This window comes from Streptosporangium jomthongense, from assembly GCF_042650425.1.
Classification (GTDB): Bacteria; Actinomycetota; Actinomycetes; order Streptosporangiales; family Streptosporangiaceae; genus Streptosporangium.
The window spans coordinates 44,585-58,035 of the sequence record NZ_JBHSBC010000024.1 but is presented as its reverse complement, the minus strand read 5'-3'; the positions used below and the strand labels follow the sequence as shown (position 1 = coordinate 58,035).

Annotated in this window: 12 protein-coding genes; all 12 read left to right on the top strand. The window is 69.3% G+C overall.

What is annotated here, in order from left to right; all coding sequences use genetic code 11:
- Positions 1-888 precede the first annotated feature (888 nt).
- The 12 genes from ACFOYY_RS24770 (at position 889) to ACFOYY_RS24715 (ending at position 13,450) form a co-directional block, all read left to right on the top strand.
- Entirely contained in the window at positions 889-2,181 is a 1,293-nt protein-coding gene (locus tag ACFOYY_RS24770) for a bifunctional folylpolyglutamate synthase/dihydrofolate synthase (RefSeq protein WP_362784410.1), read from the top strand.
- Entirely contained in the window at positions 2,178-2,534 is a 357-nt protein-coding gene (locus ACFOYY_RS24765) for a DUF4233 domain-containing protein (RefSeq protein ID WP_352016363.1), read from the top strand. The genes ACFOYY_RS24770 and ACFOYY_RS24765 overlap by 4 nt, the downstream gene beginning before the upstream one ends.
- 11 nt (positions 2,535-2,545) lie before the next feature.
- Complete coding sequence (locus tag ACFOYY_RS24760; RefSeq protein WP_386192462.1) at positions 2,546-4,240, top strand: hypothetical protein; 1,695 nt, start codon at positions 2,546-2,548, stop codon at positions 4,238-4,240.
- Positions 4,241-4,331: 91 nt separating this feature from the next.
- Positions 4,332-4,742, top strand: a complete 411-nt coding sequence (ndk, locus tag ACFOYY_RS24755) for a nucleoside-diphosphate kinase (protein WP_352016361.1) — start codon at positions 4,332-4,334, stop codon at positions 4,740-4,742.
- 182 nt (positions 4,743-4,924) lie between these two features.
- Complete coding sequence (locus ACFOYY_RS24750; RefSeq protein WP_352016360.1) at positions 4,925-5,956, top strand: rod shape-determining protein; 1,032 nt, start codon at positions 4,925-4,927, stop codon at positions 5,954-5,956.
- Complete coding sequence (gene mreC, locus ACFOYY_RS24745) at positions 5,956-6,879, top strand: rod shape-determining protein MreC (protein ID WP_386192459.1); 924 nt, start codon at positions 5,956-5,958, stop codon at positions 6,877-6,879. Before ACFOYY_RS24750 ends, mreC begins: the two co-directional genes overlap by 1 nt.
- Entirely contained in the window at positions 6,869-7,396 is a 528-nt protein-coding gene (mreD, locus tag ACFOYY_RS24740) for a rod shape-determining protein MreD (RefSeq protein ID WP_386192456.1), read from the top strand. The genes mreC and mreD overlap by 11 nt, the downstream gene beginning before the upstream one ends.
- Before the next feature lie 52 nt (positions 7,397-7,448).
- Entirely contained in the window at positions 7,449-9,527 is a 2,079-nt protein-coding gene (mrdA, locus tag ACFOYY_RS24735; RefSeq protein ID WP_352016357.1) for a penicillin-binding protein 2, read from the top strand.
- A complete protein-coding gene (rodA, locus tag ACFOYY_RS24730; protein ID WP_352016356.1) occupies positions 9,524-10,687 on the top strand; it encodes a rod shape-determining protein RodA in 1,164 nt (387 codons plus the stop codon). The genes mrdA and rodA overlap by 4 nt, the downstream gene beginning before the upstream one ends.
- Before the next feature lie 114 nt (positions 10,688-10,801).
- Positions 10,802-11,026, top strand: a complete 225-nt coding sequence (locus ACFOYY_RS24725) for a hypothetical protein (protein WP_184715420.1) — start codon at positions 10,802-10,804, stop codon at positions 11,024-11,026.
- 103 nt (positions 11,027-11,129) lie between these two features.
- Positions 11,130-12,557: a hypothetical protein gene (locus tag ACFOYY_RS24720; protein WP_352016355.1), complete on the top strand. Its 1,428-nt coding sequence runs from the start codon at positions 11,130-11,132 to the stop codon at positions 12,555-12,557.
- Complete coding sequence (locus ACFOYY_RS24715; RefSeq protein WP_386192451.1) at positions 12,554-13,450, top strand: phosphotransferase family protein; 897 nt, start codon at positions 12,554-12,556, stop codon at positions 13,448-13,450. The genes ACFOYY_RS24720 and ACFOYY_RS24715 overlap by 4 nt, the downstream gene beginning before the upstream one ends.
- Position 13,451: the final 1 nt, after the last annotated feature.

The window sequence follows — 13,451 nt, the reverse complement described above, 5'->3', positions numbered from 1 at the left end:
CGGTGTGGGAGAGTAGGTCGCCGCCGGACAATCTTTTGTGGGGGGTCATCCTTTGGGGTGGCCCCCCTTTTTTTGTTGTGGGTGGTGTGTGGGGGTGGCTGTGGGCCGCCCCTTTTTTGCGTGGGGTTCCCCGCGGGGTTGGTTCTGGGTTCTCTGGGGTTTTTGGTGTGGTGGGGTGGTGTTCCAGGCGGGGCGTGGGGGGTGGTGGGAGCTGCCCTCCTTTTTTGTGTATGCCTGGCTTTGGGTGCGTGTGGGTGTTTGAGGGGCGGCGGTAGCTGCCCCTTTTTTGTTTCAGGAGCGGGGCGGGAGGGCGTGGAGTTCGCCGGACAGGACGGTTACCGCTCCGCTCGTCCGGTCGGCTTTATCCGGTCTTCCAGGGGTGTTGTGGTGGGTGGGTTGCGTTCCAGGCGGGGTGTTGGGCGCGTTTGGGGGTTGGGGTGGCTGGCGGCTGCCCCTTTTTTTGTTGTGCCCGGCCTGGAAAGGTGACGTGAGGGGCGGCGAGGCTGCCCCTTTCTCTGCTGCGGGGTGGCTTCGCCATCGGGGCTGTTTCTTTTCTGGTTCAGCAGCGGCCTCCGGCAGCGGCCTCGGGGGCGGTGTTGTCTGTCGGCGGGGGTCCACGGGGTGGTCAGGTTGATCCTGTTCGCCCTGGTCGTGGACGACCCTGGCTGCGAACGATGAGGTCCCGGGTCGGGGGCCGGAGAGGCCGAAGGGCCGCTCCTCCGGCGGCCGGTGTCCGACGGTCCCCACGGTCCCGGCATCGTGTCGGGAGCGAGCCGTACCTTCTCCGAAGGCGTGGTGAAGGGACCACAGGCCGTGGGGCAGGGGGAAGAGCGGCTTGTGGGTCAGTAGGCTTGAGGCGTGGAATATCGAGCGGTCGAACAAGCAATCATGGAACGTGGCGTCGAGTGGAACTTCGAGCCCACTCTCGACAGGATCGCCGCGCTCATGGATGTGCTCGGTTCCCCTCAAGACGCCTATCCGATCGTGCATGTCGCCGGCACCAACGGTAAGTCGAGCACGACGCGCATGATCGAGACGCTTCTGCGTGAGCGCAATCTGCGCGTCGGTCGCTTCACCAGTCCGCACCTGGTGTCCATGCGTGAGCGCATCTCGATCGACGGCCTCCCGCTGAGCGAGGAGCGTTTCACCGAGGTCTATCTGGACATCGAGCCCTACCTCAAGATGATCGACGCTCAGGGACGCAGGCTTTCCTTCTTCGAGACGCTCACCGCGATGGCCTTCGCGGCCTTCGCCGATGCTCCCGTGGACGTGGCGGTCATCGAGACGGGTATGGGCGGCAGCTTTGACGCGACCAATGTCGCCGACGGTACGGTCGCCGTCATCACTCCGATCTCCCTGGACCACGTCGACTATCTCGGCCCGGACGTCGCGACGATCGCCGGGGAGAAGGCCGGGATCATCAAGCCGGGGGCGACCGCCGTACTCGCTCAGCAGCAGCTTCCCGCTGCGGAGGTGCTGGTGCGCAGGGCCGTGGAGGCCGGGGCGACGGTGGCCAGGGAGGGGCTGGAGTTCGGCGTGCTCGGCAGGGAGCTGGCGGTCGGCGGGCAGCTGCTCCGCCTCAAGGGGCTCAAAGGGGTCTACGAGGAGGTTCTCCTCCCCCTGTACGGCGCGCACCAGGCGGGCAACGCCGCCTGCGCGCTGGCCGCCGTCGAGGCGCTGACAGGAGGGGAGGAACCCCTCGGCATCGAGCTGGTACGGCAGGCCTTCCTGAACGTCACCTCACCCGGAAGGCTGGAGGTCGTACGGCGGGGCCCGACGGTGCTCGTGGACGCCGCGCACAACCCGGGCGGGGTGCAGGCGACCCTGGAGGCCGTCCACGAGTCCTTCGGCTTCGGCAAGCTCATCGGTGTGGTGGCCATGTTCGCGGACAAGGACGTCCAGGGCATTCTCGAGCTGATGGAGCCCATGATGGACGAGATCGTGGTGACGAGGAACTCCTCGCCGAGGTCCATGGAGCCGGACAGGCTCGCGGCGCTGGCCGGAGAGATCTTCGGAGCCGACCGGGTTCGTCTGGCCGAACGACTCGACGAGGCGATCGACATGGGGATCGGCCTGGCCGACGAGGAGGGGGAGTTCGCCGGTGCCGGTGTGTTGATCACCGGCTCCGTGGTCACGGCCGGAGACGCGCGGTTGTTGCTGAAGGCGGAGGAGGCCACGTGAGCGAGAGGCGGGGCATGTTCACCGTCACGCCGGGTATGCGGCGGCTCTGTGCCAGTGTGCTGGGCATGGAGGCGATCGTCGTCGGCCTTTTCACGCCGGTGGCGATCAACACCCAGGGGGTCGAGCCCGCTTTCGCGGTGACGGTCGGGCTGGGTCTGGCCGTCCTCTGCGTCCTGGTGGTGGGTCTGTTGAAACACCCCTTCGCCTACATCGTGGGAAGCGTGATCCAGGTTCTGGCCATAGCCGCGGGTTTTCTCGTTCCGACCATGTTCTTCCTTGGGGCGATCTTCGCCGCACTGTGGATCACGGCGATATTCGTCGCTCGCCGTGTCGAGGGCGTGACTTCCCGCTAAAGTCGGCCAACATGGCCGTCCCTCCCATGCAGCCGGCCCGGGGGGTGGCCGCCGGGTCCGCTGACCTGGCGCGTCCTCTCCGTGCCTCGCTGATGCTCGACGTCATCCTAGGGCTGCTCGTCGCGGTGACCCTTCCGCTGGCGATCGTCGCCGTTCCCAACACGATCTCGGTGGTCGCGGCACTGCTGCCGCCCGACGTCTCCCAGGTCGAGATGGTCAGGGCACACGGGCTCGCCCTACCCGCGATGGTGCTGACCGTGCCGCTCGCCGCACTGTTCTTACGCCAGGTCCGGGCGGTGCCGGTCCTGGTCGCCGGACTGGCGTTGCTGGCGCTCGCGGACGCGGCCGGGGGCTACGCCGGGTCGGCGTCCCTGGTCGGGGTGCTGCGGGCTCTGCACGGTGTCGGAGCCGGGCTGCTGCTGCCCGCCAGCCTTGTGACGGTCTGGGAACGCTCCGCCGTCCTGCGTGCCCTCTGGGCGGGCATGCTGGCGGTGAGTCTCACGGCCGCTCAGGCATTGGCCCTGTGGCCGCTCAACGAGGTCAGGTCCTGGAGGGTCACGCTCCAGCCGTACCCCATGCTGACCGGAGTGGCGTTGGTGCTGGCCGCCGTCTATCTCGTGTTCTGGATAAGGAGCGGCGAAGGTTCCGCGAGTCCCGAGGTCATGCGGGGCGGTCGCCTGCCGGTCGCGGCGGGGTCGGCCGCGGCGGTGGCGACACTGGCCCTGGGCACGACGTTCGACTGGCCGCCGGGCCTGCTCGTTCTCGTCGCGGTGCTGTCGATCATCGGGCTTTTCCTCCTGGCTTCGGCGAGTGGGTTCGGGGAAGGGGCGGGCAGGGCTCCCGCCTACACGATGCTGGTGGTCGGCGTCGTCGTCCTGCCGACCGCGGCGCAGGTCACCAATGTCGAGCTGGGTGGGTTGAGTGGTCCCGGGCTCAGCGGGCTGTGGCCGGCGTTCCTGGTCGCCGGGGTCCTCGGACTGGCCGCGGCCGTCGCGGTGAGCAGACTCGGAGAGTCCACCGCACCGCTGTGCGCCGCAGGTGGCCTGGCCGTCCTGGTCGCCGGGCTGTGCGCGGTCAGGGCATTGCTGCCCACCGCGGAGGGGCTCGCGCTCCTGTTTCCCTTCGCACTGCTCACGGCGGGTGCCGCCGTGGCCCTGACAGCGGTGCTGCGTCCTTCGGGAGTGGGAGTGGCGCTGTTCGCTCTCTCGCTGTTCCTGCCGGGGATCCTGTCCGGCTTCTTGCTGGGGACCGGCGTCCAGCTCACCATGCTGAGGCAGGCGGAGACCCCGCAGGCGATGGTGGACGCGTTCGTCGGGGCGCTGCATCTGTGGGCGCTCGTCGGTGGCGGTCTGGTGGTCGCCACGATCGTGCTCGGCGCCGCGCTGGCCCGCCGTACGGTCGTGGTCGGTGCCGGGGCCGTCGAAGACGAGGCGTCGCAGGAGGGGGCGGCGGGGAACGAGAGGAGCGTTTCGGTCCCGGCGCCCGCGCCGCCGGTCGACTCGGCCCCATCTCCGGTGGGGTCCGCGGGCGATGACCGATCCGCCGAAGAGGCCGAGGAGGAGGGGCCCGACGGGGCCGTTCCCGAGACCGGTCCCGGGCGAGATCCGGGAGCGGCGGGCGCACCCGAGCCGGGGACGTTGCCGGTCGTGCCGCCGCCGACTCCGTCCCCGGAGGGGGCGCTGGGAGACGGGGCGGACCGCCCATGACGTCGCCGACCACGGGGAACCGGGCCGAGGGCGATAAACTTCGCGCGTTCCTCGCAGTCCGCGAGTCATCCCCGTTCAAAGGAGAACCTCAGTGTCCGAGCGCACTCTTGTCCTGATCAAGCCCGACGGTGTCGCGCGTGGTCTCATCGGTGACGTGATCGCCCGGATCGAGCGCAAGGGCCTGAAGGTCGCGGCGCTTGAGCTGCGCACCCTGGACGTCGACACCGCCAAGGCCCACTACGCCGAGCACTCGGAGCGGCCGTTCTTCGGCGAGCTGGTCGAGTTCATCACCTCCGGCCCGCTGGTCGCGCTGGTCGCCGAGGGTCCTCGCGCGGTCGAGGCCTTCCGTGCCCTGGCGGGTCTGACCGACCCGGTGAAGTCGGCTCCCGGCACGATCCGTGGTGACCACGCCCTGGAGATCGGTGAGAACGTCGTGCACGGCTCCGACTCTCCCGAGTCCGCCGCCCGCGAGATCAAGCTCTTCTTCCCGGACCGTTTCTAGGTCTCCGGCTTCGCGGAGCCCCGTCGCCTGGGAGGGTGACGGGGCTCCGCGTGTTTGAGACGCTCTAAGATTTTCCCGGATCTGGTGGGCTCATTGCGCTCAGTGGTGGGTACGTCACGTTACGATTCGAGTGCGTTCTGTAGTTTTCGCCGACGACCTGACGGAAGGAGGCCGCCTTCCTCATGAGCAGCAAGCTTGCATTTCTCGGCCGCGACATGGCGGTCGATCTCGGCACCGCCAACACTCTCGTCTACGTGCGGGGCCGCGGTGTGGTTCTCAACGAACCCTCCGTCGTCGCGATAAACACGACCACGGGAAAGATCGTGGCCATCGGCATCGAGGCCAAGCGCATGATCGGCAGGACACCGGGGAACATCATGGCGATCCGCCCCCTCAAGGACGGTGTGATCGCCGACTTCGACGTCACCGAGCGCATGCTCCGTTACTTCATCCAGCGGGTGCACCGGCGCCGTCAGTTCGCCAAGCCGCGCATCATCATCGCGGTGCCGAGTGGGATCACCGGGGTCGAGCAGCGGGCGGTCAAGGAGGCCGGCTACCAGGCGGGGGCCCGGGGGGTCTACATCATCGAGGAGCCGATGGCCGCCGCGATCGGGGCCGGGCTTCCGGTGCACGAGCCCACGGGCAACATGGTGGTCGACATCGGCGGCGGGACGACCGAGGTGGCGATCATCTCGATGGGCGGGGTCGTGACCAGCCAGTCGATCAGGATCGGCGGTGACGAGCTGGATCAGGCGATCATCACCTTCGCCAAGAAGGAGTACTCGCTGATGCTCGGTGAGCGGACCGCCGAGGAGATCAAGATGGCCATCGGCTCCGCCTGCGCGCTTCCCGAGGAGGGGCACGCCGAGATCCGGGGTCGTGATCTGGTCACCGGCCTGCCCAAGACGGTCGTCGTCTCCGCGGCCGAGATCCGCAAGGCCACCGAGGAACCGGTGAACGTGATCGTCGACGCGGTCAAGACGACGCTGGACAAGTGCCCGCCGGAGCTCTCCGGAGACCTGATGGACCGTGGGATCGCGCTCACCGGGGGCGGCGCGCTGCTCAAGGGCATGGACGAGCGGCTCAAGGACGAGACGGGCATGCCGATCCACCTGGTGGACAACGCGCTGGACTCCGTCGCGCTCGGTTCGGGTAAGTGCGTCGAGGACTTCGAGGCGCTGCAGCAGGTCCTGGTGTCGGAACCGCGACACTGATGAGGGACACGCGCCGGGCACGGATGAGTCTGGGAGTGCTGCTGGCCGCGGCGCTGGTGCTCATGACCGTCGACCACCGGGCGGGGGCGAACTCCCCGCTCAGCCCGCTCAGAGGAGTTGGCGCCGAGCTGTTCGGCGCCGCGGAGAACTTCGGGGCGGGGCTGGTCCGGCCGGTCGGGCACTTCTTCGAGACGATGGCGGCCGCACCGGACGCGCAGCGCCGCATCGACGTGCTGCGCGCGGAGAACCAGCGACTCAGACGGGACCTGACGGCGCAGGCGCTGGATCGTGGGCACGCGCAGGAGCTGAGCCGTCTGCTCGGTGTCGCGGGGGCCGCCAGATACCGGCTGGTGCCCGCCCAGGTGATCGCCCGGCGTGGCACGCCCGGCTTCGAGGAGGCCGTACAGCTCGACGTGGGCAGCGCCGACGGGGTGCGCTCCGAGATGACCGTGCTGAACGGCGACGGCCTGGTCGGCAGGGTGGTGCAGGTGGGCACCTCGACCTCGACGGTGGTGCTGCTCAGTGACCCGGCCTCCGCGGCGGGGGCGCGCCTTGAGGGGAGCAACGAGATCGGGCTGGTGCACGGGATCGGGCAGAACGGTCGTCTGCTCCGGTTCCGTCTGCTCGACTCCTCGGCGCAGATCGTGCCGGGACGCCGCATCGTGAGCTTCGGCTCCCAGCGGGGCGCGCCGTACGTGGCGGGGGTGCCGATCGGGGTGGTCGAACGTGTGGTGGCGACTCCGGGGGAGCTGACCAGGGTGGCCTACGCGCGGCCGTACGCCGATCTGACGGCGCTGGACGTGGTCGGGGTGGTGGTGCAGGCGCCCCAGCGTGCCCCGCGGGACACCGTGCTGCCGGCTGTGCCACGGGGAAAGGCCCCGCGTGGGGACGGGCCGCGTGAGGAGGCGGAGGGTGAGCCGTGACCTGGGGGCCGTCGCGGTGCTTCTGCTGGCCCTTGTCGTTCAGGTGACGTTCGTGAACCGGATTCCGCTGCCTGGCGGGGCCGCGCCCGACCTGGTGCTGCTCACCGTCGTGGGGTACGCCCTGGTCCGTGGCGCGGCCGCGGGGGCGGTGATGGGGTTCGGCGCAGGGTTCGCCGGTGACGTGCTGCCGCCTGCCGCCCATGTGCTCGGGCAGTACGCGCTGGTGCTGTGCCTGATCGGGTTCGCCGCGGGCAGGGCGGGGGAGAGCCGTCCCGACGCGAGGCTGCCGGTCGCGCTGGCCTGCGCCGCGGCGGGGCCGCCCGCCGTCGCGGTGGTCAGCGTGCTGCTCGGGGAGCCCGGTGCGGGCGGGGACGTGCTGGCCTCTCCGCTGCCCTGGGCGATCGGCTACAACCTGCTGGCGGCGCCTCCGATGGTGTGGTTGGTGATGAGGATCGTCAAGGGGCCGCGCGAGCGGGAGTTGCGGCCGGTCACGCATCTGGTTCGGGGACGTAGATGAGCGGACGGCGAGGCTGGGGCGGGACGCCGGTCCCGGCCCGCGGGAGGCGGGCATGATCAGGACACGGACCAGGCTGGTCGTGATCCAGGTCCTGGTGGCCTCGCTGCTGGCGTTGCTCGCCGTACGGCTGTGGCAGGTGCAGGTGGTGCGCGGGGCCGAGTTCGTCGAGGCGGCGACCGAGACGCGGACCCGTGACGTGGTCGTGCCCGCGGTGCGTGGGCAGATCCTCGACTCGGCGGGGCGTCCGCTGGTACGCAACCGGACCAGGCTCGTGGTCTCCGTCGACCGTACGAGCCTCAACCGGATGGAGGGCAACGGCAGGGAGGTGCTGCAGCGTCTGGCGGCGGTGCTCGACCGTAAGCCGTCGGAGCTGCGCATGCGGATCAGGGCGTGCGGGCCGGGGGTCACCAGGCCGTGCTGGCCGGGCTCGCCGTACCAGCCGATTCCGATCGACGACGACGTCACGACGCGTGAGGCGCTGCAGATCCTGGAGCGGCAGGAGGAGTTCCCCGGGGTGACCGCCGAGGTGCAGGCGGTCAGGGAGTATCCCGGCAACTCGGCGGGGGCGCAGGTGCTCGGTTACCTGCAGCCGATCACGCAGGAGGAGATGGAGAGGCGCGACGGGTTCAAGGCGGTCTTCTCCGGGGTCGACCTGGTGGGCCGTGACGGTCTTGAGGCGGTCTACGACAAGGAGCTCCGAGGGGTTCCCGGGTTGAGACGGGTGCAGGTCGACCGGCTCGGCAAGGTGATCGGGGTGGAGCGGCAGGTGCAGCCGACTCCGGGTGACACGCTCATCACCAGCATCGACGCCAGGGTGCAGGCGGTGACGGAGAAGGCGCTGGCGGAGGCGATGAAGTCGGCGCCGTCCGCGGACGGAGCGGCGGGGGTCGTGCTCGACGTGCGGACCGGCAGGGTGGTCGCCCTGGCCAGCGCGCCGACCTACAACCCGGCGGTGTGGACGGGAGGCATCTCGGAGCCCGAGTACCAGCGGCTGCTGTCCGGCAAGGCGGGCAGGCCACTGGTGTCCAGGGCGATCAAGGGGGAGTTCGCGCCGGGCTCGACGTTCAAGATCTCCTCGGTCTCCGCGATGCTCAGGGACGGGTATCCGCTGCACGGGCACTATGACTGCCCGGGGTCCTTCATGGTCGGCAGCAGACCGTTCAACAACTTCCACGGCATCGGGATGGGCACCCTGACCCTGCACACGGCGCTGGTGAAGTCCTGCGACACGATCTTCTACCGGGCGGCGTACGAGCAGTGGTTGCGTGACGGGGGGCTGCGGCCCAGGGGCAAGACGAAGGAACCGATGGCGGTGATGGCGCGGGCCTTCGGATTCGGCAGGCCGACGGGGATCGACCTGCCGGGGGAGTCGGCGGGGCGCATCCCCGACCGCGAGTGGAAGAAGCAGCTGTGGGACGCGACCAAGACGGAGAACTGCAGGCGGGCCAAGAGCGGATATCCGGAGGTCGCCAGGTCAAGTCCGTCGCGGGCGGCCTTCCTCAAACAGCTGGCGTACGAGAACTGCCTGGAGGGCTACCAGTGGCGGCCCGGAGACGCGGCCAACTTCTCCATCGGGCAGGGTGATGTGCTGGTGACTCCGTTGCAGCTCGCCGCGGCCTACTCGGCGCTCGTCGGTGACGGCAAGCTACGCAGTCCCCGTATCGGCTGGGCGCTGGTACGGCCGGATGGCACCATGGTCAAGGAGATCAAGGTCCCGGTCGTCGGCAAGCTGCCGCTCTCCCAGGCCGAGCGGTCCTACATCAGGGGGGCGCTCAGCGAGGTCGCCTCGGACGGCACGGCCGCCGGCGCCTTCGGCGGGTTCCCCATGGACAAGGTCAGGGTCGGCGGCAAGACAGGGACCGCCGAGGTGTACGGCAAGAACGACACCTCCTGGTTCGCCTCGTTCGCCCCGGCGCAGAAACCGCGTTTCGTGATCGTCGTGATGGTCTCCCAGGGCGGGATGGGCGGTCAGACCGCGGCTCCGGCCGCGCGGAAGATCTACGAGGGCATCTACGGCATCGCGCCGCAGGACGGTCAGGGCAAGGGAAAGCCGGTGCGCGCGGCGCTGCCCGACCACCGGCCCGCGACCAGGTTGCCGATGATCGAGCGGGACGGGACCGTGGCCCGATGAACCGCACGATGGCCGTGCCGGCCGGTGGTTCCCTCACACGCAGGGCGGTCGCGGCCTCCTCCGCGGTGCGCAGGATGGACGGGGTGCTGCTGGTCGCGGTCGCCGCGCTGACGGTGATCGGGACGTTGCTGGTCTGGTCGTCGACCAGGACCTGGGCGCCCGGCTCGACCGGCCTCGTCAAGAAGCACATTCTCAACGTGGCCATCGGGATCGCGCTGACCAGCGTGGCGGTGATGGTCAACCACAGGTCGCTGCGGGTCTACGCGCCGCTGGTCTACGTCATGAGCCTGGTCGGCCTGGTGCTGGTGATCACGCCGCTCGGCTCGACGGTGAACGGCGCCCACTCGTGGATCATGCTGGGGGGTGGGTTCGCCTTCCAGCCCTCGGAGTTCGCCAAGCTCGGGCTGGTGCTGATGCTCGCCATGCTGCTGGCCAGACCGGTCAGGGGCACCGACAGGCCCCGCACGCTGGACATCGGGCTCTCGCTCGGGGTCGCGGGGTTCACCATGGGGCTGGTGATGCTCCAGCCGGATCTGGGCACCACGATGGTCCTCGGCGTGATCACGGCCGGGGCGCTGGTGATCGGGGGCGTCAGGAAGCGGTGGATTCTCGGGCTGGCGTTGCTCGTGGTCTGCGGGGTGGTGGCCGTCTGGTTGCTCGACGTGCTTGAGCCGTACCAGATCGCGCGGTTCACCGCTTTTCTGAACCCCGCGAGTGATCCGCGGGGGGTCGGCTACAACAGCACCCAGTCGCTCATCGCGATCGGGTCGGGGGGGCTCTTCGGCAAGGGGTTGTTCGAGGGGGGTCAGACGACGGGGCGGTTCGTGCCGGAGCAGCACACCGACTTCATCTTCACCGTCGCCGGGGAGGAGTTCGGCTTCCTCGGGTCGGTCGCCGTGGTGGCGTTGATCGGGGTGATCCTGCTGCGCGGCATGAGGATCGCGCGGTTGTGCGACGACCGGTTCGGGACGCTGGTGGCGGGGGTGATCGTCTGCTGGCTCGCCTTCCAGGCCTTCGTCAACATCGGGATGACGATTGGAATCATGCCGATTACAGGTCTTCCGCTGCCGTTTGTCTCGTATGGTGGTACTGCGACCTTCGCCAATATGATCGCCATAGGCCTGCTCCAGGCCATCCACATTCGCGAGCAACCATTCTGAATCGGCGAACATGAGAGCCGTCCGCATGTTCGCACCCCTGGATTCTCACTGGATTTCCGTGCGTCAAGCGAACATTCTGGGAACGATGACGGAACTCGCGATGACGGAGGGGCCGTGACATCGGAGCTCGCCGAGCGGCAACGGGCACTGGAACTGCTACGTACCGCGTTCCCCGATTATCGGATCGTGTTCAGCAAGGGTCGCTGGGCCGCTGTTTCGGCCGGGAATCCACCTGCGGTATGGTTCGCCGAAACTCCGAGCAGCCTGTGCGGGCAGCTGTTCCAGGCTCAGCTGCGCAACGGTGGGACGGTGGTTCCCTTCGGCGGTAACGGTTCATGAGGGAGAAACTCCCCTTAACCGGCGAAATGCTCTCAGGTCCACCCGATGTCGATCAGACCACTAGCGTGGGGGCGACCCCATCGGGAAAGGGCCGAAAAAGCCTATGACCCAGAGTTCGAGGGGCGGAGACCGTGCCGCCCTCGCCTGCGCCACCATCATCCGCAACCGTACGCTCGCCGCTCTGCCGGGACCGCCGTCCGCGGCCGTCATACAGCAGATGGTCGAGGAGATCCACAGCTGCTGCCCGCAGCAGAGCCTGTTCAAATGCCGCAGGCTCGCCCACGGGTGGACCGTCGAGGAGGCCATAGAGCACTTCCACGCCCTGTGCGACAGGGAGGGCATCAAGCGACGAGGCCTGACCGAGCGTTCGTGGCGGGAGTGGGAGGCGGGCGCGCGACCCGACCGTGACTACACCGATCTGCTGTGCAGGCTCTTCGAGACCGGCCCCGTCCAGCTCGGCTTCGCCAACGACTACACACCTGAGGGGCTTCGGGCTGTGCCGTCGGCGCCGCCCGCCTTCGACATGATCACGGTCGCGGCCGACGAGGCCGGTGCGCACGCGGAGGAGGCGGAGGCGAGCGAGTTGGGCACGGGCGCGCTGGAACGGCTGCGGACACAGGTCATCTGGGTCGGCAAGCGCTACGTCGCCGAGGCGCCGCTGCCGCTGTTCGTCGAGATGCGCGAGTTGCAGGAGCGCACCAGGAAGGCGCTGGACAAGCGCATCCACCCCGGGCAGGCCAGGGAGCTGTACTTCCTCACCGGCGCGCTGTGCGGGCTGATGGCCAACGTCAGCATGGACATGGACCGCCGTATCCCCGCCGACACCCTCGCCCGGGCCGCGTGGACCTACGGCAAGGTGGCCGGGCACATCGCGCTCATGGGCTGGGCGCGTGGCATGCAGTCCTCCGTCGCGCTGTGGGACAGACGCTACGGCGACGCCGCCAGATACGCCGAGGAGGGCCTGAGCTACCTGCGTGCGGGGTCGGGCGCGGCCCGCCTGCACATGCTGTGCGCCCGCTCCTACGCCATGCTCGGCCGCAGGAGAGAGGCCGCCGACCAGTTGCGCAGGGCTGAGGACGCCAGGGCGGCGGGCTCCGACGAGCTGCACGACGAGATCGGCGGGGAGTTCGCCTTCCGCCCGGCCAAGGAGCGCTACTACGCAGCGGTCACCCACCTGCACCTCGACGAGCCCGCCTCGGCCATCGAGGCGGCCCGCGAGTCGCTGGCGCTGTACGCCGCGGGGGAGCCGGAGAACCGCTCCTACGGATGTGAGTCCATGGCCAGCGCGCACCTGACGGTCGCCCACATCATGGAGGGCGACGCCGCGGGAGCCGAACAGGCGATGGAGCCGATTCTCGCGCTCGCGCCGGACAGACGCATCAGCAGCCTGGGCGCGACCCTCAGCACAGGTCGTGAGCTGCTGGCATCCCGGCCCGGCGGGCAGCAGCTGGCCAGGCAGATCGAGAGTTTCTGCGCGGTGGGTCTGCCCCAGCGGGCCCGCCACGCCATTTCAGACAGGAGTGGACGATGACGATTGCCGCGGAGGGCTCGCTCCTCACCAGGGCAGCCATGGCACTCAACGAGGCATGCCGGAAGGCCGATCTGGACGCGGACGGGGTCACGCTGCTGCGTGACTTCGCCAACACCGTCTACCACCTGCCAGCCGAGCGCGTCGTCGTACGGCTGGCGCAGGCGAACACCCCCGGGAAGTTCGACCGCCTGGTGACCTCGGTGAAGGTCACGCGCTGGCTGGTCGAACAGGGCTTCCCCACGATCAGGCCGCTTGAGATCAAGCAGCCGATCGTCGCCGAGGGGTTCCTGGCCACCTTCTGGTACCACGAGGAGCACATCGGCCCCCCGCCGGACCCGGCTCAGCTCGGGCCGCTGCTGCGGCGGCTGCACGACCTTCCGCCGGTGCCGTTCGAACTGCCGACCCACGACCCGTTCGGCACCGTGCGCAGGTCGATCCTGGCCGGTCTCGCCCTCGGGGAGGCCGACCGTGCCTGGCTCCTGGAACGTTGCGAGGCGCTGGCCGAGACCTACTACGAGCGGCTTGAGTTCGCGCTGCCGTACGGGCTGGTGCACGGGGACGCCCACCGGGGGAACATGATCCGCACCCGTGACGGGTTCCTGCTGTGCGACTGGGACGGGGTGTGCGCCGGGCCGAGGGAGATCGACCTGATTCCCACGCTCGCGGGCGTGCGCTTCGGGCTGACCGAGCGCCAGCGGAGCAATTTCAGCCAGGCCTACGGCTACGACGCGACCAGGTGGGAGGGGTATCCGGTGCTGCGCGACATGCGCGAGCTGCAGACCCTCACCGCCGTGCTGCGCAACGCGCACCGCGACGAGACCGCCTTCGCCGAGCTTCGGCACCGCCTCGACTCGCTGAGGGCGGGCGACGATCGCCAGTGGCACCCTTTCTAGG

Excerpts from the sequence above, each read along its gene's own strand:
- rodA (WP_352016356.1), top strand. The coding sequence starts at position 9,524 with ATGAACCGCACGATGGCCGTGCCGGCCGGTGGTTCCCTCACACGCAGG.
- ACFOYY_RS24715 (WP_386192451.1), top strand. The coding sequence starts at position 12,554 with ATGACGATTGCCGCGGAGGGCTCGCTCCTCACCAGGGCAGCCATGGCA.
- ACFOYY_RS24760 (WP_386192462.1), top strand. The coding sequence starts at position 2,546 with ATGGCCGTCCCTCCCATGCAGCCGGCCCGGGGGGTGGCCGCCGGGTCC.
- ACFOYY_RS24750 (WP_352016360.1), top strand. The coding sequence starts at position 4,925 with ATGAGCAGCAAGCTTGCATTTCTCGGCCGCGACATGGCGGTCGATCTC.
- ACFOYY_RS24720 (WP_352016355.1), top strand. The coding sequence starts at position 11,130 with ATGACCCAGAGTTCGAGGGGCGGAGACCGTGCCGCCCTCGCCTGCGCC.
- mreC (WP_386192459.1), top strand. The coding sequence starts at position 5,956 with ATGAGGGACACGCGCCGGGCACGGATGAGTCTGGGAGTGCTGCTGGCC.
- ACFOYY_RS24770 (WP_362784410.1), top strand. The coding sequence starts at position 889 with ATGGAACGTGGCGTCGAGTGGAACTTCGAGCCCACTCTCGACAGGATC.
- mrdA (WP_352016357.1), top strand. The coding sequence starts at position 7,449 with ATGATCAGGACACGGACCAGGCTGGTCGTGATCCAGGTCCTGGTGGCC.